This window comes from Burkholderia sp. M6-3, from assembly GCF_050858985.1.
Lineage (GTDB): Bacteria > Pseudomonadota > Gammaproteobacteria > Burkholderiales > Burkholderiaceae > Paraburkholderia > Paraburkholderia caledonica.
The window spans coordinates 2,011,570-2,031,130 of record NZ_CP110091.1; the positions used below are offsets into that span (position 1 = coordinate 2,011,570).

The window sequence follows — 19,561 nt, forward strand, 5'->3', positions numbered from 1 at the left end:
TGCCTTCACGATTCGGCCGCGCGCGCGCTCTTACGTACACAGGCGTGCACGAGTCCGATGTCCTTGACCGAAGTCAATCACCGAGCCTGTGCTGCTTCATGCAATCGCGATGCATCGTCTTCCTTGACAGCCGATTGCTCCAGGACCGTGCGCGCGGCCTCGCGCCCGCGCTCTTGCAGCGCCTCGATGGTCGCGGCCGAAAAATCGAAATCCGCGGCAAACGGCAATGCGTCGCGCAACGAGATCCGCGACACATGGATCGGCGCGCGATTGCCCATCAAGCGGATATAGCTGGGCCGCTGGCTAAGGCGTCTCGCGGTGCCTGGATCGACTTCCTGCATCAGCTCGAGCACGAGATCGCTGAAGTCGTTCGCGTACTCTTCGAAGCGCAGGTCGCTACGAGTGCGATCGGTATAGACGAGCTCATCGCGTCGCCGCATCACCTCGACCAGATTCGCCGGCATCGGCCGTCCGCCGGAAAAAAGGTCGAGCGCGAACACCCGACCGCCGAGGCGTCCACATCGCTCGATCACGAGCTCCAGTGGTGAATTGCTGACGATACCGCCGTCCCAATACGCACGCCCGTCGATCGTGGTCCACGGCATCGCGGGCGGAAGGCTTCCGCTCGCGAGCAGATGCTCGGGCGTCAAGCGGTCCACATAGCTGTCGAAGATCCTCTGTTCGCCGCTCTCCACGTCGACTGCGCCGATCAGCAGCCGGGTCGGGCTGGCAGCCAGCGAATCAAAATCGACATAGCGGCGAATCAGCGCCTTGATGCCGGCGGGATCGTAATAGCTCGTCCACCATGGAGCCAGCGCATTCGCCCCGAGTTCGCCGTTCCACCAGCGTGGCCGCAGGAAATTCGGCACGCCTAGCCAGAGCGTGTACGAGAGCATGAGCATCTCGTGCAGCGAGGCGGCTGCGGGCATCGGCAGCGGGATGGAAAGATCGCGCCAGAACTGCTTCAAAGGCTCCGACGCGCAGCCGGGATGGCTCGCCACGATCGCGCCGTTGAATGCGCCGATAGAAACGGCCGAAATCACATCCGGACGCACGCCCCGCTCCTCGAGCGCCTGGATCGCACCACATTCGAAGGCCCCGAGCGCGCCGCCGCCTTGCAGGATCAGCGCGGTCTGCGTGGGCAGACTCGTCAGCGGAAAATGCACGTCCGGGAGCTGCGCGTGCGCCGCGTGCAGACCAACGCGGTGACGAATGAGCTCTTCGGCGGCGGCAATTTCCTCCGCGCCGCGACCTGCGGAAAACACCGCTCTCAATACGTTGTTTCGCAGATAAAGCACGGACCACGCGCCATCGGAGGGTGTGCCACGCTCGATCGTTTCGCACTCCGGCTCGGCGTCGCCCATGAACGTATAAGGGATGCCGAACGCGCTGCCGTAGAAGATCGACACGTCGCGATACGGTATCCCGTTGCCCAGCATGTTGCGCGCGGCCAGCCTGCCTTGCCGCGACGCATTGTCCCAGTGCTCGATGCGCCGTCTGATGGCGAACACGGGATCGAAAAAGTTCGCGACGTCACCGGCCGCGTAGATGTCGGGGTCGGACGTGCGCAGGCATTCGTCTACCAGCACGCCGTCGTCCAGTGCAATGCCGCTGTCTTCCAGGAACTCGGAATTGGGCGCCACACCGATCGCCACGACGACGAGTTCGCAACCGATCGTCTTGCCGGTCTCCGTGAGCACCCCCGTGACATGCGTGTCGCCGAGAAAACGGGTGACCGTGCAGCCAGTCAAGGTCCGGATGCCATGCTGCGCACAGCGCTCGGCAAACCACGAGGACAGCCCGTCGGCGTGCAGTTGCGGCATCACGCGCGCCTCGCGCTCGATCAGCGTGACCTCCGCCCCGGCCGCGCGCAGCGCACCCGCGACTTCGATCCCGACGAAGCCCGCGCCGAGCACCACCGCGCGCCGCGCCGATGCAGCCGCCTCGCGCAGTGCCGCCGCGTCGGCGATATCGTGGATGAACCGGATTCCCCGCAAATCGTGTCCCGGCAGGCAGAGGCGGCGCGGCGATGCACCGGTCGCAATCAACAGCTTGCCGTAGCCGAGCAGCCGCCCGCCGGAGAGTGTGACCACATGCCGGCTGGGCTCGACGCGCACGGCTCGCGCGCCGATCAGCACGTCGATGCGATGGGCTTCGTAGAACTCGGTCGGATGCAGGGCCAGTTGAGGGCCGCTGAGGGCGCCGCTCAGAAACTCCTTGGTCAATGGCGGTCGCGAGTACGGCAGCGCCGCCTCCGCGCACAGCAATGCGATACGGGCGTCGGAGCTTTCCCTGCGCAACGCGCGGCCCGCCGCGACACTGGCCGCGCCGCCGCCGGCCAGGAGGAAATCGTAGGTGTCGATAGCCGTCGACGGTCGCGCCATGCACTCGCTCCCCACCGGCCGATTCGTAGTTTCGTGCCGCCAGTCGATACGGCGCGCGTCGTTCATCGGCTCATCCCATCAACAGTGAATGAATATGAAGTTCGGCGTTGCGGGCCGTCCGCCCCGCGGATCCGGACCATAAACGTAAGCAACGACTTCACTGTAGCGTCGGCCCTTGCACGACTCATGATCCACGTCAAGAGGCCGCGGCACGCCTGCGATCAAATCAGGCCATGCGGGCAAATGTCGCAGCTCAATGGAGAAGCCATGAAACTGACCTTTCTCGGTGCAAGCGAGACCGTCACCGGTTCGAAGTACCTGCTCGAAGAACCCGGCTTGCGCATCCTCGTGGATTGCGGTTTGTTTCAGGGGGTGAAAAATCTGCGGCTTCGCAACTGGGCCCCGCTGCTGGTGCCGGCCGATTCGATCGACGCGGTGATCCTGACTCACGCTCACATCGATCACAGCGGCTACCTGCCGCTGCTGGTCAGGAACGGCTTTCGCGGTCCGGTGTATTGCACGCCGGGCACCGCCGCGCTTTGCGAGATCATGCTGCCCGACAGCGCAAGACTTCAGGAGGAGGAAGCGGCTTTCGCGAACCGGCACGGGTTCTCGAAGCATCAGCCGGCGTTGCCGCTCTACACCCTCGAGGACGCACAGCGAGCGCTGCACCTGATGGCGCCACGGCGCTTCGATACGCCGGTCGAGTTGCCGCATGGGCTGTGCTTCCGTTTCCTGTCCTCGGGACACATCCTCGGGGCGGCGAGCGTCATCATGTGCCGCAATCACAAGGTGCTGGCGTTTTCCGGCGACGTGGGCCGCCCCGACGATCCGATCATGCGCGCGCCCACCCCGCTCGCGCATGCGGATTACCTCGTCGTCGAATCGACCTATGGCGACCGTTTGCATGCGGACTCGAATCCCGAGGACGAACTCGAACGCATCTTCAGCCGGACTTTTGCCAAAGGCGGCGTGGTGGTGATGCCGTGCTTCGCCGTCGGACGCGCGCAGGAGATTCTCTACTACATCGCGAAACTGAAGGAGACCGGGCGCATGGCGCACGTGCCCGTCTATCTGGACAGTCCGATGGCGACCAGCGTGACGGAGGTGTATCGCAAGCATCTGGCGGAACATCGGCTGACGATCTCCGAGGCGGCCACGATCGACAAGGCCGCGATCATGGTCAGGAGTGTCGACGAATCAAAGGCAATTGCGTCGCACAACGGCCCGATGGTGATCATCGCCGGCAGTGGGATGGCCACCGGCGGGCGTGTGCTGCATCATCTGCGGCTGTATGCGTCCGATCCGCGCAACACCATCGCGCTCGTCGGCTATCAGGCGGCAGGAACGCGTGGCGCCGCGCTAGCCGCCCACGAGCCGTCCATCAAGTTGTTCGGCGAATATGTGCGCGTGCGCGCGAACGTTGAATCGATCTCCTCGCTATCCGCGCATGCCGATTACCGCGAGCTGCTGAGCTGGTTGTCGAGCCTGACCGACCCACCCACCCGCACCTTCGTCACCCACGGCGAGCCCACGGCGGCCGATGCGATGCGGCGGCGCATCACGGAGACACTCGGCTGGTCCTGCGAAGTCCCCACTTACCTGCAAACTGCCGATCTCGGAGACTTGTAAAGCGTTCAGCGGTCAATTGCCAGGGTCGGGCGCGGCAGGTTTGTTGCGCTGTGCACCGGAGATAACCGCTGGCCCGCGGTCGCCGTGCCATGACCTGCGTCGATCAACCCTTTGTCCAGCAGCCGCACATGGAGCCGCGAGCGCGCACCGCAACCGCAGCCGGGAGCGCGCATGAATTGACGCGCGCGGCGAGACTATCCGCGCGGCTCGTCAGGATGACAGGGACGCGAGCGCCCACCACGAGGCCGGCGCTCGCCGCGCCGCCGAGAAACTCCATCTGCTCGACCAGCATGTTGCCGGCTTCGAGGTCGGGCACAAGCAGGAGTCCGCATGTCCCGCGACGGGCGAGTCGATTGCCTTGATCCGCGCCGCGCGCATGGAAACGGCGCTATCGAAGGTGAGCGGGCCGTCGACCGTCGCACCCGTCAACTGACCGCGATCGGACATTTTGGCAAGCGCCGCGGCGTCGATGGTCGACGGCATACGCGGATTGACCGTTTCGACCGCGCACAGCACCGCGACGCGCGCGTGTGCGACACCGAGCGCATGGGCAAGGTAGATCGCGTTCTGCGCAATCGCCTGCTTCTGCTCCAGATCTGGGGCGATGTTGACGGCAACGTCGGTGATGATGAACGGACGCTCATACGCGTGTGTCTCGACGAGGAAACAGTGCGACAGGCGTTTATCCGTGAGCAGTTCCGAGCCTGGCGCGAGCACCGCGCTCATCAGTTCGTCGGTGTGCAGGCTGCCTTTCATCAGCGCGTCGGCCGCGGCGGCATGACTGTGTGCCACATCTTCGATCTCGAAGCGTTCGAGATCGACGCCAAGCGTACGCGCCAGCGCTTCGAGCTTTGCGCGCGGCGCCACGATCAACGGCGTAATGAGACCCGCACCGGACCGCGTTCGCGCCGCCAGCATGCCTTCGAGACTCAGTGCGTCGCACGGATGCACGACGGCCACGCGCAGCGGACCCGAGGCGCGCGCCAGTTGTTCAAGCGCCGACGGTTCGCCGCTCGCGCCGCGCAGCAGGGCGGGAAGCCTGTCGGCCACGCGCGGTGCGAGCAGGCGTAACCGGGAGTTCCGGTGTCGCGGGCTGACGGGCTTGCTCTTCGGCGGGCATGTGAGCAATATCGTCCATTTCAGGAGGGAAGCGTGGCAGTCATCGCGCGAATTTCATCCCTCATGCCTCACATCAGACCGTGATGGTGTGCGTCGACTTCAGCGCGATCCATGTCATGCCTTCGCGCAGCCCCTCGAGCACCGCTTCCCGCTCCGTTGCAAACGCCTTTGCATGACGGAACGAATGATTGAAATCGCCCTCCGCCGACGTATGCCGGACATCGATCGTCGCCTGGTATCCGCCATCCTGGGCCGCATCAGTCTTTACACTCACGGACCAGGTTCCCTCCTGCACGTTTGCCGATAAGGTCATGAGAGACTCCTTGTCTTTTCCCGATTAGCGCCCGCCGCACATCATTCGACGACGAGATCGTCGACCACCGCACACACACCGGGCGTGCTCCACGCGACGCCGCGCGCAAGCTTGCGTTCTGCGTAGGAGCCCACCTTGCCCGTCAGGGTGACCGTGCCGTCCTTCACGTCGATACCGATATGCTTGATTTCGCGCTCGGCGTGACGCCGCATCGCCTGTTCGATGTTTTTGCCGATCTCGTCTGACCCGATCTTGCGGTGCACCTCGATAGCGGTCGTGAGGCCTCGTACGCCACGCATGTGGCCGACAGCGCGCGCGATGATATGGCGCTGATAGGCCCAATCCACCGCGCCCGTCAGCGTGACCCAGCCCTTTTCTACCTGGATCTTCACCGCATCGTCGGGCGCAGCGACGCTCCAGTGCAAAATCGCGCGGACCGCGCTAGCCAGGTCCTCGTCAGTATGTTCGTCCTTTTTCGGCAAGCGGACCTGCATGTCCACTGCCACGCCCTTCACGCCGGCCACGCGCTGCGCCGCCTTTTCCGCCGCGAGTTTCTCCGCAAAGCTCGGTGGATGGCCGGAAAGCGTCACGACACCGTTCGTTACCTCCACGCCGATATCCGTCGCGGTGACGGCCGGATCCCACTCGAGTTCATCCGCGACGTCCCTTTTCAACTGCCAGTCGGTTTTCATGACGCCACTCCTTGCAGTGCATGCTTTTGACGAATCGTGGCTCGCGCCATCACCAGAAAGATTCGTCCCGCAGCGGCGCGGCGACCCTGATGCAGATCAACTGCGCGTGGATTGCCGCCTGTAATCTGATTCGGGCGTGGCCGCTCTTTTGTCGCGCTGTTGTGTCGATTATTAGCGCGGTGGAGCGTGCGCTCGGCGCTGCCAGACTGCTGAAGCTCCGCGCCACGAGCGTCATCTGCGGTGGGCTCATCCAGCTTCTGACCGCCATCGCTTTGCGCGGCGACGCGTACCCGACCGTCGGCGCGTCGGCCTGCATATTCGGCGTGCTCATCGCCTACGCGCTGCTTTTTCCTCGACGGTGGCTGGTCCTGCTGTTCTCCCACCCGTCCCGATGCCCGCAAGGCTGTACGCGACCGCGTACGCGCTGACCGAAGTGCTGCTGGGGGTATCGGGCGAAGAGCCCGGCGTCGCGCATTTCGCGCACCTCGGCGGCATGCTGGGCGCGATCACGATGATGTGGTATTGGCTGCGCAAGCCGCGTCACGATGCGTTTGACTGAAGTCAAACGCAGAGCGCCAGCTCACCGGTATGTTGAAAACGATGCATCGGCAAACCAGCGAACGCATCGTCTGCTCCCCGGAGGAATCGACCATGTCCGACGTGCAACTGCTGACCTATGAACCCGCGCCCGGTCGCGCGCCGTCCCACGCTCAGGGGGAATCCCCCTCTTTCATCGAATTGCCGATGCCCGACATGTTCTCCGGCGCGCCGCTGATGAGGGCGCTTGCGCTGCGCGCCAGCACACGTGAATTTTCCGACGCGCCGCTTGGGCTCACCACGCTCGGCGCACTGCTGTGGGCCGCCAACGGCGTCAATCGTCCTGCTACCGGTGGCCGCACGGCGCCGTCGGCGCATGCCTTCAACGAAATCGACCTCTATGCGGTGCTGCCCAACGGCGTCTATCGCTACGATCCGCCGTCGCACCGGCTCGTGCTCAAGCATGCAACCGACGCGCGCAATCTGACCGGTTATCAGGATTTCGTCGGCGCGGCTCCGCTGGACCTCGTGTACGTGGTCAACATGTCGCGCCTGCTCGAGATGCCACCGCAGCAGCGCGATATCTTCTCCGCTGTCGCGGCGGGCGCGATGGCGCAAAACGTCGCGATGTATTGTGCGTCGCAGGGGCTTGGTAGCGTCGTGCGCAGCTGGATCAATCACCGTCTGCTGAGCGACGCGCTGCGACTGAACGAAGACGAACTGCCGATCCTCGCGCAGACCGTCGGCGCGCTCGGCACAACGCTCACGTCTTTGGCCGACTGAGACAAACCAGACGCCTGCCGCAGCGAGTTCCGGCGATCTTCTCCATTCCAACACCGGGCTTCGTGGCATTGGCATAAAAAAAGCGCGCCGCATGCGGCGCGCCCTCTTCGCGCTCTCCCCGCCTTAGTTGACGGTCAAACGCTTGTGATCGCCCGAAGTCTTTTTCGGCAGGCTCAGCGACAACACACCGTCCTTGTATTCGGCTTTCGAGTTGCCCTCGTCTACTTCGCCCCCAAGCGCGAACGAGCGGCTGAAGGTGCCGGCATAGCGCTCGCGCCGAACCACGCGCTCGCCTTCCTTTTCCTCCTTGTTGCGCTCGACCTTCGCGTTGATCGACACGATGCGCCCATCGATCTGTACGTCAATGTCCTTCTTGTCCACACCGGGCAACTCGGCTTTCACCGAATAAGCTCCGTCGTTTTCCGTCACGTCGATCTTCATCGACGCGAGTTCGTTGTCCTGCGTCGTCAGCATCGATCGCATCGGCCGGAAAAACCCCTGAAACATTTCCGAAACAGGATCCAGCGAAAGCGGATCAAAACGCGTCAGATTGCTCATTGCCTCTCTCCTTCAGATAAGCAGGCCACAAGATGGCCCTGTTGGTCGGCCCGAAGCGGGTTCGCCGCATCGCCGCGGCGCCACAAACCCCTGGTGCGACAATTTCGCTGTTGCGGCTGTGTCACCGCGCGAGCAGCCCTTGCACCCCAGTGATGGGTAGAGCACTCGCGCGTCGTCGTCCCGCACCTTGAAACCGCACCTTCAGCGTAGCCGCGCGCCACATTGCGTCGTTGATCCACGTCAAGCGCGGCTGGACACATCGGCATGCCGCTGCGGGCCACCCGAGTCTCATGCGCCGCGCGCTGCGCGACTTCTTCCGCCGCCCCGGCGTCGTTGATACAGATCAATCCGGCAACCCTACGCATTGGCTTAAATACGCTCACGATCCCGGCGGCCAGCCGACGCAGATGCCGGCCGCCTCACCTTGTGGAGGTCTGCCGTGTCGCATGAAACACTCGTATTTCACCAGGACGCGCGGCAATTGCTGCTGAACGGTGTGAATGCACTTGCCGAGGCCGTGAAAGTCACCCTTGGCCCGGAGGCCGCAACGTGATCGTCGAGCGCCCGCCCGGTGCGCCGGTCGTTGCAAACTCGGGCGTGATTGTCGCGGGTGCTGTCGACCTGACCGATCCCTATGAGGAAATGGGCGCCCAGCTGCTGCGCGAGGTCGCCACACGCACGAGCGAAGTGGCTGGCGACGGCACGACCACCGCCACCACGCTCGCGCAGGCCATCGTCGTCGAGGGCAACAAATGCGTGACCGCAGGTTACGATCCGATGGCGCTCAAGCGCGCGATCGAAGACGCCGGCAAGCAGGTCGTCGCGGAGTTGCACCGGCTTGCGCGCCCGTGCGCGTCAGCCGACGAAATGCGCCAGATCGCGACGATTTCCGCGAACGGAGATGTCAGCATCGGCACGCTGGTGGCGCAGGCCGTCGAGCGCGTCGGCAAGGAAGGCGCGATCAGCATCGAAGATGGCTCGAAACTCGACGATGAACTGGAGACAGTCGACGGTTCGCTGCTCGACCGCGGCTTCGTCTCGCCGCTCTTCGTAGATGCGGATCACCGCGACGTCGTACTCGACGACCCACGAGTCCTGCTTTGCGACATGAACGTGTCGTCGATCGCGCAATTGCTGCCGGTCCTCGAAGCCGTGATGGGAACGGGCAAGCCCCTTCTCGTCATTGCGAACGAGATCGAAGGTGAGGCGCTCGCTACGCTCGTCGTCAATCATCTGCGCGGCACGTTCAGATCCTGCGCGATCCGTTCACCCGGTTTCGGCGCGAGCCGCACCGAACAGCTCGCGGATCTCGCCGCGCTCACGGGCGCCAAGGTCATCTCGGCACAGACAGGGCGCACCCTGGAGAACGCCACCCTAGACGACCTGGGCGCTGCGCGGCGCATCGAAGTCTCCCGCGACACAACCACGATCGTGGCGGGTCACGGCGATCACACGCACATCGCCGAACGGATCGCGGGGCTGAAAACACGGCTCGAGACGATCTCCGACACGCACGAGCGCGATGCGCTCAACCGGCGCCTCGCCAAGCTGGCGGGCGGCGTCGCAGTCATCCGCGTAGGCGCGGCGACCGAAACCGCGCTGCGCGAACGCAAGAATCGCTTCGAGGACGCGCTGCATTCGACCCGTGCCGCCGTCGAAGAGGGATTCGTGCCCGGTGGTGGCGTCGCCCTGCTGCGCGCGCGCCGTGTACTCGCGCAACACGGTGAAACGCAGCAACAGACAATCGGAACAAAGATTGTGCACGATGCGCTTGCCGCGCCGTTACGCCAGATCGCGCAGAATGCCGGCGCGGACGCGCAGGCCATCGTGCATGCGGTGGCCGAGGCCGACGGTGCGTTCGGCTACGACGCCGCTCACGCGGAATTCGGCGACATGATCGAGCGCGGCATCGTCGATCCGGTCAAGGTCGCGCGCACGGCACTGCAGAATGCGATCTCCGTCGCCTCGCTGCTGCTCACGACCGACTGCATGATCGTCCGCCCGCCGCCGGAACGCAACGGCGCGGCGGGGCGCGGCGCGTTGCCCCGGGAGTTCGTATGAGCCTGGCGCCGCTCCGCCTCGGACGGCGCCTCTCGTGACGAACATGCTGCGGCCGTCGTCGCGATGCCTCGCGCCATGTGCGATACGCTGTTCGGTTTCGATGCGGCAAGGCGCTACTCCCGTTCGAGTCAACATGAAATCGAAGCCAATGCGCGTGCGTTGCGCACGCCACGCACGCGCGACGGCTCAGCGCATCCAGCACGTTGCAAACCTTGTGCGCGCCGCGCGGCGCCGCGTGCGCGGGCTCGACGCGGCCCTGCGCAGGCCAAGCACATACCGTCACCCGGCGGGCAGGATCTTCAGGATCGAAACACATATCCCGGTCGTGTATCTCGCCGGCCGCTTCGCGTACAAGATCATCAGACTGTCTTTCAAAGTCCAATGTTGCCTCGCTGTATGCCAGGCATCGAGTAGCTTCCCAAGCCTACTTCCGCAAGATTGATCGCCTCGTCGACTGCTCCATGGTGAGTTCCAGACAAAGCAATCGCCGCCGGGTGGGCGACGCCAGCGTCATCGATCTCGTGATCGAGCTTCGCAGACGGCTGGACGGCGCGGACACCATGCTCGCGCTGAATGAGCTGCCGACGCCCGTACAGACCGCGGCTGGGCAACTGAGGGAAGCGGCGAGGCTTTGTCGCAGTAAGCGCCGGGTATCATGCACTCTGACAATACGAACGATTGGACGCTTGATGACGACTCTCAATCCAGCCTTGGCACGAGTGCTCAAGCGTTTGCACTATCCACTCGACGTGATCCTGACGTGCGTGCGCTGGTATGTGGCGTATCCGCTGAGCCTTCGACACCTGGAAGAGATGATGGCGGAACGCGGAATCTCGGTCGACCATTCAACTGTGCACCGCTGGGCCATCAAGGTGTTGCCGGTCCTGGAGAAGGCCTTCCGCCGCCACAAGAAAGCCGTCGGCCGGAGCTGGCGAATGGATGAAACGTATATCAAGGTCCGAGGCCAGTGGAAGTATCTGTACCGCGCAGTCGACAAAGAGGGTAACACGGTGGATTTTCTGCTGCGTGCCCATCGCGACAAGGCCGCGGCGCGGCGCTACTTCGAAAAGTCAATCGAGCAAAACGGCGAACCCGAGACGGTGACAATCGATAAAAGCGGTGCGAACCTGGCCGCGCTGGATGCTCTCAACGAGGAGCGGCAAGCACCGATCAGGATTCGCCAGAACAAGTATCTGAACAATGTTGTCGAGCAAGATCATCGGGCGATCAAGCGACGCACGCGGCCTATGCTTGGCTTCAAGAATTTTCGGTGCGCCCGGATCCTGTTGAGCGGCATCGAGCTCATGCATATGATCGCCAAGGGCCAAATGCAAGTCCGTGGCCTCGGATACACTCGTGCCGAGCAGTTCTACTCACTGGCGGCATAAGCAGTCCTACTTAAACTGCCGTTTGTTCGCATCGTGCTCTTACCGCGACAAAACCCATGCGGATGAGGTGGGCTTTGTGCTGCATGCAACTGCTCGTAAATGATCGGCGAGCGATAGCCAAGCCCGCTATGAAGGCGAAACGGGTTGTACAACGCCTCCAGGAAGTGAAAGATCTCGCGCCGCGCCTGTTCATGCGTGGCGAAGTGCGAGCGCGCAAGCAATTCACATTCAGGTGTGGCGAAGAAGGCTTCGCACATGGCGTTGTCAAAGCAGTCGCCAGCGCTGCCCATGGACGGGCGCACGCCAGCCTCGCGGCAGCGGCGGCCGAAGGCAATGGACGTGTATTGGCACCCCTGGACGCCCTTCTAAAGATCAAGGCGTAATTTGGACCTGCGCTATCTGGCGGTTTCTCTTTCGAATGATGTAATAGACTTCGCGGGCGATATAGCGCTTGAGGCAGCGGATCGCTTCGAGTTTTGAATGCCCCTCGCTGACGCGTTTGTCGACGTACGCCTTCGTACGAGCGTCGGTTCTCAACCGACCGATGGCGATGATGTGCAAGGCGCTGTTAGCTGCGCGGTCGCCACCGCGATTGAGCCGATGTCGCGTCACCTTACCGGAAGACGCCGGCACGGGGCTTACACCACAAAGAGCGGCGAAGCTGGCCCCTGACTGAAGCCGGTCGCTGTTGTCGCCAGCGGTCAGCAACAGCTGCGAAGCGGACTCATAGCCAATCGAATTGCGGGAGACGAGATCGGGGGCGAGTTCGTCAACGAGGGCCGCTATCATGACGTCGAGGTCGGCGATCTCGTCGTGCAACTCCAGATACCTACGTCCCAGTGACTTCAGCGTAATCCGGTAAGCAGAGGTCAGGTTCCGATAGTCGGACAGATCGGGACGCCACGCGGCCAATGTGCGGATGAGCTGCATGCGGGTCATCGCGCGTAGCGGTTCGCGTAACTCGTCAGGCGCGCAGACGATGGTATTGTGGATCAGCTGCAAGGCGACGCGGCGAGCCGAAATGGCCGTCTTCCGGCAGACTTTCAGAACGCGCAGCGATTCAATCATGCCATCGCGCGTCTTTGGCGTGACCGTACGCACACCGGCAAAGGCAGCGTGAGCCGCGTTGCAGGCATCCAGCGTATCGTCCTTGCCACGTTTGCGCCGGTCGCTCTTGTCCGGCGCGGTGACCTCCAGCACGGTTACATGGGCCTGCTGTAGGTAGCGGAGTAAGCCCGCGCCGTAGGTCCCGGTGCACTCGACGCCGACCCGGACAAGCTCACCAAATGAGCGCATCCAAAGCAACATCTGCTTGTAGCCATGCCGCGTGGTTGGGAAGCATTCACTGCCAAGCACGCGATCATGTTCGTCAACGACAGCCGCGAAATGCAGATCCTTATGCGTATCAACGCCGCCCACGATGCTGCGATGGCCAGCAGTAGCCTGTTCTTCTTTCATACAGCCTTGCTCCGGTTGCCGATGGGGTATGGGCGATTTCACCGGCATCGAGTACCTGGACAAGACAGTAAAGTGACAGGGCGTCAGGCCCTTCTTGAGTCACACGTATCGACGAGGCGAAACCTCGCCGTTCGGCGGTTCCGGACGACCGACAGGTCCAGGGAAAGACATTGAGTCGATCGGAATGTGGGTCAGGTCGCCCGGAACGCTCTACGGCAGCAGACCTCTCCTGAAAGCCCCCGTTGCAAAGCGCAGACTGCCCGGAAACATCTGGTACCCATGGCGGATTCAACGGGTCGTTGCAACATCTCCTAAAGGAGGTGTCAAATGGGACGACCACAGGGTTGGGGTTCGGAACAGACAGGAAGACCATAATGCAATCGCCCGGCAGGCCAGGTGTCAATCAGCGAGAGACAAAGCGAGCGTTCTGGACTTGTGTCGCGCAAGGCATGGAGAGCGAGGCTGCGGCGCGCGTGTGTGGCGTGTCCCAACCTTTGGGGCCAAGATGGTTTCGTGATGGAGGCGGAATGCCGCCGATCGAGCTGACGCCGGGCACTGCGCCTTATCTGTCTTTTTCTGAACGCGAGGAAATTGCGCTGCTACGGGCGCAGGATTGCGGGATCCGTGAGATCGCGCGAAGACTGCAGCGCTCACCTTCGACCATCTCGCGCGAGTTGCGCCGTAATGCTGCAACCCGTAGCGGCACATTGATATACAGGGCGACTGTTGCTCACTGGAAAGCTGAGCGGGCCGCGGAACGTCCGAAAGCTTCCAGACTGACCAAGAACGATAGATTAAAGAATTATGTGCAGAGTCGACTGGCGGGCTGCGCCTATCCTGAAGCCAGGATGGCGCAATGGAGACAATCATGGCCCCCCACCTCTTTGCGGGACTGCGCCCGTCCATACACGCGCGGCAACGTGAACGGCTCGCGCAGCGCGGCTGGCGAGCGCTAGACCGCGCGATGCAACAGCCCAGCACGTACCGGCACCCGGCGGGCCGCATCCGCCGTATCGAAACGCACATATCCGTTGTATATCTGGCGGGACGGTACGCATACAAAGTGAAAAACCCGTCGATGCCGGCTTTGTGGATTTCACGCGCACCGACGTGCGCGATCGCGCATGTGAGGACGAGTGCAGATTGAACCGGCGCTTCTCGCCTGAACTCTACTGCGACGTCACGACGATCATGCGCAGAGGGCGCGTGTATCGGGCCCACGGGACTGGCCATGCGACCGAGCGCGCTGTTCGTATGCGGCGCTTCGACGAGCGCGAGGTTTTCGCGGCACTGCATGCGCGCGGCGCGCTCGGCTTTGCAGAAGTGGACGCACTGGCCGCGGAGCTTGCATCCTTCCACAGGCGGGCGGCACATACGCCGCCGCGCGCCATGCTCGGCTCGCCGCCGGTCGTTCGGGATCAGATGCAGACCGTGCTGAAGGCGATCGAACGCGAGACCGGGACGCCTCTCGGCAGCCATATTTCCGCATGGTGTGAGCGCGAAGGCGAACGCCTCGCCGGCCATTTCGACGCGCGTCGTGCGGGCGGCTTCGTCCGCGAGTGCCACGGCGACCTGCACCTCGACAACATCGTGCGGCGCGTCAAGCGCGTGCTCCTGTTCGACTGCATCGAATTCGACGACGCCTTGCGCTGGATCGACGTCGCAAGCGACCTCAGCTTTCCCCTGATGGACCTGCAGGCGCGCGGTCGTCAGGACCTTGCGGCACGCCTGTTAAATGGCTGGTTGCAACGCACCGGCGATTTCGCCGCCCTGCCGGCGCTGCGCTACTACATCGTCTATCGCGCACTGGTACGCGCTCTCGTGGCCTTGTTGAAAGCGCGCCAATCCCCTGAAGAGACCGGCTTCGCCCGAGCCGCGCCGTATTTGAAGCTGGTGGATCGTTTGACCGCGTCGCAACGCCCTTATTTGTTGTTGTGCCACGGCTACTGCGGCTCTGGCAAGTCCGTGGCGAGTGAAGCGCTAGCGAGCCTGATTGGCGCGGTGCGGCTGTCGAGCGACGTCGAGCGCAAGCGCGGCCGTCTTTTTGCCCCCATCGATTGCAGGCCCCTTCCCGCTGCGTCCTACTCGACCCAATCGATTGATCAGCTATACGAAACGCTGCTGCGACTGGCGGAACAGGCGCTGCTGGCCGGCTATCCCGTGCTGGTCGACGCGACCTTCCTGAAGCGCCTACATCGTGCCCGCTTCGTCGCGCTCGCCAGCGCGCTTGCCGTTCCCGTGCTCCTGGTCGATTTCCATGCGCGCGTACATCAACTCGAAGCGCGCGTGCGGGCGCGTGCTGCCGCGTCGCAAGGCGAATCGGATGCCGGTCCGCTCATGCTGATCCGGCAACTTGCGAACGAGGAACCGCTGTCCCCGGAAGAACTGCAGCGAACGGTGAGCTTCGACACTGAAGTGCCGATCGCCAATTTTTTCAACCTGGGCTACTGGGGAAAACTGTTGCGGCGGCTCTGCGCGTTGCAAGCGGCCGCAGCGCCGGAAATGGCGCACGGCGAGAGCAGCCCGGAAGTCGTGTGACGCTCGGCCGGTCGTCTCACCGCATGTGCATGCCGCCGTTAATAGCGAAATCCGCGCCCGTGATGAACCCGGCTTCATCGGAGCACAGAAATGCCACGAGGGCGGCGACCTCGTCTGGTTGACCGAGACGGCCTACGGGTATCTGCGGCAGAATCTTTGCTTCCATCACGTCCTTGGGAACGGCTGCGGTCATCGCCGTGGCGAGATAGCCGGGCGATACCGTATTGACTGTCACTCCGTGCCGCGCCGTCTCCAGAGCCAGCGACATCGTAAAGCCGTGAATGCCCGCTTTCGCCGCCGCGTAATTGGTCTGTCCGAAGGCGCCGCGTGCGCCGTTCACGGAGCCCACATTGATGATTCGCCCAAATTGCTGCTTGACCATCTCACCGAGGAGCGGCTTGGTCACGTTGAACATCGAATCGAGATCGGTGCGCAGTACTTTGTCCCAATCCTCCTTGGTCATCTTTGCAAAGCTCGAATCGCCGGTGATGCCTGCGTTGTTCACGAGAATGTCGACCGTGCCAAATTCGGCGAGCACGCGCTTTGCGCAATGCGCGCATGAATCGAAGCTGGACACGTCGGCATCAAATGCGACGAAATGGCGCCCGGCATCGCGCTCGCGCGAGAGCCACGTAGCAACGTGATCGTTGCGCTCGGAGTGCGACATGGCGACCACCACGCCGGCATCGTGGAGACGCCGGCTTATTGCGGCGCCGAGGCCGCCCATGCCGCCCGTAACGAAAGCCACGCGCCTAGTCGACATGATGGTCCCCTTCCTGATCATGGCCGTTGGAGGCCGGCGATTTGACCGAATTCGGTGCGTTGACGGGCGCGCTCCGGCTGGCGGCATCGCCACGCGATGCACGTGCGAACGCCTGGTCCGCTACCGCGCTCTCCGCGGGCTGCAGCCACGCCTGCCACGGCAGCACGGCCTGACTCAGCGGCGCATGGGTCGGCCATTGCCGGAGCGAGGCAGACTGCCAGCTCGCGAGCGCTTCGTGCAGACCTTCGCTGAATTCGCCTTGTAGCCGCGCGGCAGAGCCAAGCCCTTGCTGCCAAAGGTTCATGGTGGCAGCGATGTAATCGCGCACCACCGTGTGGCAAGAAGCGGCGAATTCGCTCCAGTCATGAGCGGCCGACAGGCAATGCTGAATCGCGTGAGCCGCCGCGACGTCGCGCCGGATATGCTCCAATTCGAGCCTGCAGGCCTGTTGTCGAGCTTCGTGGTTGAATTCCAGCATCCGCAGCGCGAACGCAAGATTGGCGCGGCACAGGTCGAAGGGAGGAACAGATTTGCCAGCCATGACGAATCTCCTGACGTAAGCAAGCGACGAAAATGAGTGCAGCCAAGAATCTGCGGCGAACGCATACGCGACAGCGGTGCATCCAATGTAGGCGCGACCGTCAAAAGCCGGTTGACTTGCATCAATCAAGGAATGGCTCGCTGCAATCCGGTGCCGGCTGCTCGCAGGGCGAAAACGGTGAAGTGTGTAGCGCGCTGACGTTAGGCGGCAGAAAACGACGTACCAGTTGAAGACCGCTGTCAACTGTTGATCGACGCGGTGGAGGATCACGCGATCTCCATGCTCGACCCTCCGGGACGCTTGGCGAGCTGCAACAGCAGATCGACAGCATGCTGGGCTCGTTGCGCCGCATCGTCACGAATCTGCGGTCACCGATGCTCGATGATCTCGGACTCGGCGCCGCGCTCGGGTGACTGACCGACGATTTCATGCAGAAACGACGCCAGCGGATGGCCAACTGCACGGTGCGACCGACACCAGCGACGACATCAACCAGATCCTGCAACTAGCGCGTGAGGCGGGCATGCTCGTCACACTCGACGGCCAAATTGGCAGGCAGAAGTACCAGAGCGTCGCTGGATCGCTGAAGGCATTTCAGCGTTTCGCGCAGGCGCTACGCGAAATTGCAACGCATCCTTCGGCGCACTGAAAAATCGCGGTTGTGTAAAGCCCCTCCCATTCCTCATTAGACGGCGTGCGAAATGAAGCTACCTTTCTCGGTGCGACCGAAACCGTCACCGGTTCAAGGTATTTGCTCGAAGGCGCGGGACTGCGGATACTGATCGACTGCGGCCTTTATCAGGACACGAAGAATCTGCGCTTGCGCAACTGGAGCCCCTTGCCCATCGATGGCGGCCACACTGGACGCGGTGATTCTCACGCACGCACATCTGGATCACAGCGGCTACCTGCCGGCGCTTGCTCGGATCGGTTGTCGCGGGCCGGTTTACTGCACTCGCGACCTCTGCCAGATCATGTTGCGCGACAGCGCGAGATTGCAGGAAGAAGAAGCGGCCTATGCGAACCGGCACGGTTTCTCCAAGCACCATCCGGCACTGCCGCTGTCCACAGTAGAAGACGCCGAACATGCGCTTGAACTGCTCGAGCCGCGCGATTTCGACATGCACAAGCGCTTGAACGAGCATGCCTGTTTCCGACTGCTGCCGGCTGGACATATTCTCGGCGCGGCGAGCGTGCTGCTATGCGTCGAAGGCAAGGTGATCGCATTTTCCGGCGATGTCGGCCGGCCGAACGATCCGATCATGCGTGCGCCGATGCCGCTCGCACACGCGGACTATCTGATCGTCGAATCGACCTATGGCGATCGCCTGCATGCGAGAACCGATCCTGCCGCCGAACTGGCCGACATCTTCGCAAACACTTTCCGGCGCAGCGGTATCGTCATCATTCCGTGTTTTGTGGGACGAGCGCAGTCCATTCTTCATTACGTTGCCCAGCTCAAAGCGACCGGCCGGATGGCGAACGTACCGGTGTTTCTCGACAGTCCGATGGCGACGAGCGTCACGCAGCTTTACCGGCATCATGTAGGCGAACACTGACTGAGTTCGACCGAGGCGAACGCGATCAGCCATGCCGCTCAGATGGTGCACACCGTCGACGAATCGAAGGCTATCCTGGGCCGGCACGGCCCGATGGTGATCATCGCAGGTAGCGGCATGGCGACCGGCGGGCGGGTCGTGCATCACCTGAAAGCGTTCGCGCCCGACCATCGGAACACGATTGTGCTGGTGGGCTACCAGGCAGCGGGCACGCGCGGCGCTGCGCTCGCGGCCGGTGCGCCGGAAATCAAGATTCATGGCGAGTACGTGCGGGTGCGCGCTTCAGTGGTGAACCTCTCGTCGTTGTCGGCCCATGCAGACTATGCCGAATTGTTGTCGTGGCTGCAGTCGATACCGAAACCGCCGCAGCGTACGTTCGTCACGCACGGCGAGCCGGCCGCCGCCGACTCCATGCGCCGCCATATCGAGGAAACTTCTCATTGGCCTTGCGAAGTGCCGGTCTTTCTTCAAACTGTCGAACTCCCCGGGTCCGCCGGATATGCGGGCGTCGATCCGTGTGCCGCCGGCGCCGCCGCAACGACGGCCGATGGCGTCCCAAGGCCCCAGTTGGCTGGCGAGCGGCCAGCCCAGGAAAAGCCGATTCGCTCCGCCGAATTCAAGCTGGTTCTGTCAGTGCGCTCGGCGCTGCCGATCAACATCAGCCTGACACGCAGCGAGCGTGAAATAAGCTGCGACTCGCGCAGCACCACGGCTCGTCCTGATGCTCGAGCGTCAGGACAGCCGAGTACGCACTCGCGCCAGCTTGGGCCTGCGCCCGCGTGATACGGACCTCCTCCTGTAGCAACCCAGTTATTTCGCGCGTCGCTACAATTTGATCGGCATAGGCAGCGCGAGCGATCTGCGCATTGACGACGTTGGCCGTGAGCGTCAGATAGGTGACCAGGACGCTATATCGCTGCACGTCGTCACGCGCGCGCAATGCCTCGACCATGCGCGCATGTCCGCCCCAGATATCGAGAACGTAGCTGACGCTTGCAGACAGCGTGAACAGACTGAAGAGCGTCGATGGCTGATCGGAGCCGATGCGTACGGGCGAATATTTCTGCCGTGACGCGCCGAATCCCGCGTCGACCTGCGGAAGGAATACACCGGCGCCGGCCCGCATCTCGTCTTCGCTTTGACGCAATGCAGCCTGGGCACTCTCGATAGTAGCGTTGCCGGTCAGCGCCTCGCTGACGGCACTGTCGATCGCGGGTGAGCCGAAAAGCGTCCAC

The 19,561-nt window shown here is 63.1% G+C and carries 17 protein-coding genes and 5 pseudogenes; 11 read left to right on the top strand and 11 right to left on the bottom strand.

The features are described from left to right. Positions 1-77 precede the first annotated feature (77 nt). On the bottom strand, positions 78-2,363 hold the full coding sequence (locus tag OH764_RS26500) for an FAD-dependent oxidoreductase (RefSeq protein ID WP_498851305.1): 2,286 nt from the start codon (positions 2,361-2,363) through the stop codon (positions 78-80). Positions 2,364-2,651: 288 nt separating this feature from the next. On the opposite strand from OH764_RS26500, the gene OH764_RS26505 reads away from it, so the two are divergent. After that, positions 2,652-4,016, top strand: coding sequence for an MBL fold metallo-hydrolase RNA specificity domain-containing protein (locus tag OH764_RS26505; protein WP_498849116.1), 1,365 nt, complete (start codon positions 2,652-2,654; stop codon positions 4,014-4,016). A gap of 103 nt (positions 4,017-4,119) precedes the next feature. On the opposite strand, the pseudogene OH764_RS26510 reads toward OH764_RS26505, so the two are convergent. From OH764_RS26510 to OH764_RS26525, 4 genes and pseudogenes are all read right to left on the bottom strand, one after another. Continuing rightward, positions 4,120-5,081, bottom strand: a pseudogene (locus tag OH764_RS26510) (bifunctional enoyl-CoA hydratase/phosphate acetyltransferase). Positions 5,082-5,208: 127 nt separating this feature from the next. Then, a complete protein-coding gene (locus OH764_RS26515) occupies positions 5,209-5,448 on the bottom strand; it encodes a hypothetical protein (protein ID WP_498849117.1) in 240 nt (79 codons plus the stop codon). A gap of 41 nt (positions 5,449-5,489) precedes the next feature. Next, a complete protein-coding gene (locus OH764_RS26520; RefSeq protein WP_498849118.1) occupies positions 5,490-6,140 on the bottom strand; it encodes a BON domain-containing protein in 651 nt (216 codons plus the stop codon). Positions 6,141-6,189: 49 nt separating this feature from the next. After that, a complete protein-coding gene (locus OH764_RS26525) occupies positions 6,190-6,456 on the bottom strand; it encodes a hypothetical protein (protein ID WP_498851346.1) in 267 nt (88 codons plus the stop codon). Here OH764_RS26525 and OH764_RS26530 point away from each other — a divergent pair. From OH764_RS26530 to OH764_RS26540, 3 genes are all read left to right on the top strand, one after another. Continuing rightward, a complete protein-coding gene (locus OH764_RS26530; RefSeq protein WP_498851306.1) occupies positions 6,350-6,568 on the top strand; it encodes a rhomboid family intramembrane serine protease in 219 nt (72 codons plus the stop codon). The genes OH764_RS26525 and OH764_RS26530 overlap by 107 nt on opposite strands. Next, a complete protein-coding gene (locus OH764_RS26535; RefSeq protein ID WP_498849119.1) occupies positions 6,532-6,699 on the top strand; it encodes a hypothetical protein in 168 nt (55 codons plus the stop codon). The genes OH764_RS26530 and OH764_RS26535 overlap by 37 nt, the downstream gene beginning before the upstream one ends. 92 nt (positions 6,700-6,791) lie before the next feature. Beyond that, positions 6,792-7,460 carry a nitroreductase family protein gene (locus OH764_RS26540; protein ID WP_498849120.1) on the top strand — a complete coding sequence of 223 codons (669 nt, stop codon included), beginning with the start codon at positions 6,792-6,794 and terminating at the stop codon, positions 7,458-7,460. Between the two features lie 123 nt (positions 7,461-7,583). On the opposite strand, the gene OH764_RS26545 is transcribed toward OH764_RS26540, so the two are convergent. Beyond that, positions 7,584-8,018 carry an Hsp20/alpha crystallin family protein gene (locus tag OH764_RS26545; protein WP_498849121.1) on the bottom strand — a complete coding sequence of 145 codons (435 nt, stop codon included), beginning with the start codon at positions 8,016-8,018 and terminating at the stop codon, positions 7,584-7,586. Positions 8,019-8,457: 439 nt separating this feature from the next. Between OH764_RS26545 and groL the strand changes: the two are divergent. Both groL and OH764_RS26555 read left to right on the top strand, forming a co-directional pair. Next, positions 8,458-10,079 (top strand): annotated as a pseudogene (gene groL, locus OH764_RS26550) (chaperonin GroEL). A 689-nt stretch (positions 10,080-10,768) separates the two neighbouring features. Then, on the top strand, positions 10,769-11,467 hold the full coding sequence (locus OH764_RS26555; protein WP_498849158.1) for an IS6 family transposase: 699 nt from the start codon (positions 10,769-10,771) through the stop codon (positions 11,465-11,467). Between the two features lie 77 nt (positions 11,468-11,544). Here OH764_RS26555 and OH764_RS26560 read toward each other — a convergent pair. Beyond that, positions 11,545-11,823, bottom strand: a pseudogene (locus OH764_RS26560) (transposase); the annotation flags it as partial. Between the two features lie 16 nt (positions 11,824-11,839). Next, on the bottom strand, positions 11,840-12,925 hold the full coding sequence (locus tag OH764_RS26565; protein ID WP_498849122.1) for an IS110 family RNA-guided transposase: 1,086 nt from the start codon (positions 12,923-12,925) through the stop codon (positions 11,840-11,842). Between the two features lie 327 nt (positions 12,926-13,252). On the opposite strand from OH764_RS26565, the pseudogene OH764_RS26570 reads away from it, so the two are divergent. The 3 genes and pseudogenes from OH764_RS26570 to OH764_RS26580 all read left to right on the top strand — a co-directional run. Then, a pseudogene (locus OH764_RS26570) lies at positions 13,253-13,752 on the top strand (transposase); the annotation flags it as partial. Between the two features lie 41 nt (positions 13,753-13,793). After that, positions 13,794-14,072 carry a hypothetical protein gene (locus tag OH764_RS26575; protein WP_498851347.1) on the top strand — a complete coding sequence of 93 codons (279 nt, stop codon included), beginning with the start codon at positions 13,794-13,796 and terminating at the stop codon, positions 14,070-14,072. Continuing rightward, positions 14,069-15,463, top strand: a complete 1,395-nt coding sequence (locus OH764_RS26580; RefSeq protein ID WP_498849123.1) for a bifunctional aminoglycoside phosphotransferase/ATP-binding protein — start codon at positions 14,069-14,071, stop codon at positions 15,461-15,463. The genes OH764_RS26575 and OH764_RS26580 overlap by 4 nt, the downstream gene beginning before the upstream one ends. A 16-nt stretch (positions 15,464-15,479) precedes the next feature. Here the strand turns inward: OH764_RS26580 and phbB are convergent, their stop codons facing one another. Further along, the gene (gene phbB / locus OH764_RS26585; protein WP_498849124.1) at positions 15,480-16,226 is read right to left on the bottom strand and encodes an SDR family oxidoreductase; all 747 of its coding nucleotides are present in this window, start codon (positions 16,224-16,226) and stop codon (positions 15,480-15,482) included. After that, a complete protein-coding gene (locus OH764_RS26590; RefSeq protein ID WP_498849125.1) occupies positions 16,216-16,767 on the bottom strand; it encodes a hypothetical protein in 552 nt (183 codons plus the stop codon). Before OH764_RS26590 ends, phbB begins: the two co-directional genes overlap by 11 nt. A gap of 409 nt (positions 16,768-17,176) precedes the next feature. On the opposite strand from OH764_RS26590, the gene OH764_RS26595 reads away from it, so the two are divergent. Then, on the top strand, positions 17,177-17,416 hold the full coding sequence (locus OH764_RS26595) for a hypothetical protein (RefSeq protein WP_498849126.1): 240 nt from the start codon (positions 17,177-17,179) through the stop codon (positions 17,414-17,416). 45 nt (positions 17,417-17,461) lie between these two features. Then, a pseudogene (locus tag OH764_RS26600) lies at positions 17,462-18,809 on the top strand (MBL fold metallo-hydrolase RNA specificity domain-containing protein); the annotation flags it as partial. A 175-nt stretch (positions 18,810-18,984) separates the two neighbouring features. Here OH764_RS26600 and OH764_RS26605 read toward each other — a convergent pair. Next, a complete protein-coding gene (locus OH764_RS26605; RefSeq protein WP_498849127.1) occupies positions 18,985-19,473 on the bottom strand; it encodes an outer membrane factor lipoprotein domain-containing protein in 489 nt (162 codons plus the stop codon). Positions 19,474-19,561 lie beyond the last annotated feature (88 nt).

Coding starts and splice junctions, on each gene's coding strand:
- OH764_RS26520 (WP_498849118.1), bottom strand. CDS start 6,140: ATGAAAACCGACTGGCAGTTGAAAAGGGACGTCGCGGATGAACTCGAG.
- OH764_RS26540 (WP_498849120.1), top strand. CDS start 6,792: ATGTCCGACGTGCAACTGCTGACCTATGAACCCGCGCCCGGTCGCGCG.
- OH764_RS26565 (WP_498849122.1), bottom strand. CDS start 12,925: ATGAAAGAAGAACAGGCTACTGCTGGCCATCGCAGCATCGTGGGCGGC.
- OH764_RS26545 (WP_498849121.1), bottom strand. CDS start 8,018: ATGAGCAATCTGACGCGTTTTGATCCGCTTTCGCTGGATCCTGTTTCG.
- OH764_RS26575 (WP_498851347.1), top strand. CDS start 13,794: ATGGCCCCCCACCTCTTTGCGGGACTGCGCCCGTCCATACACGCGCGG.
- OH764_RS26505 (WP_498849116.1), top strand. CDS start 2,652: ATGAAACTGACCTTTCTCGGTGCAAGCGAGACCGTCACCGGTTCGAAG.
- phbB (WP_498849124.1), bottom strand. CDS start 16,226: ATGTCGACTAGGCGCGTGGCTTTCGTTACGGGCGGCATGGGCGGCCTC.
- OH764_RS26525 (WP_498851346.1), bottom strand. CDS start 6,456: ATGCAGGCCGACGCGCCGACGGTCGGGTACGCGTCGCCGCGCAAAGCG.
- OH764_RS26590 (WP_498849125.1), bottom strand. CDS start 16,767: ATGGCTGGCAAATCTGTTCCTCCCTTCGACCTGTGCCGCGCCAATCTT.
- OH764_RS26515 (WP_498849117.1), bottom strand. CDS start 5,448: ATGACCTTATCGGCAAACGTGCAGGAGGGAACCTGGTCCGTGAGTGTA.
- OH764_RS26535 (WP_498849119.1), top strand. CDS start 6,532: ATGCCCGCAAGGCTGTACGCGACCGCGTACGCGCTGACCGAAGTGCTG.
- OH764_RS26555 (WP_498849158.1), top strand. CDS start 10,769: ATGACGACTCTCAATCCAGCCTTGGCACGAGTGCTCAAGCGTTTGCAC.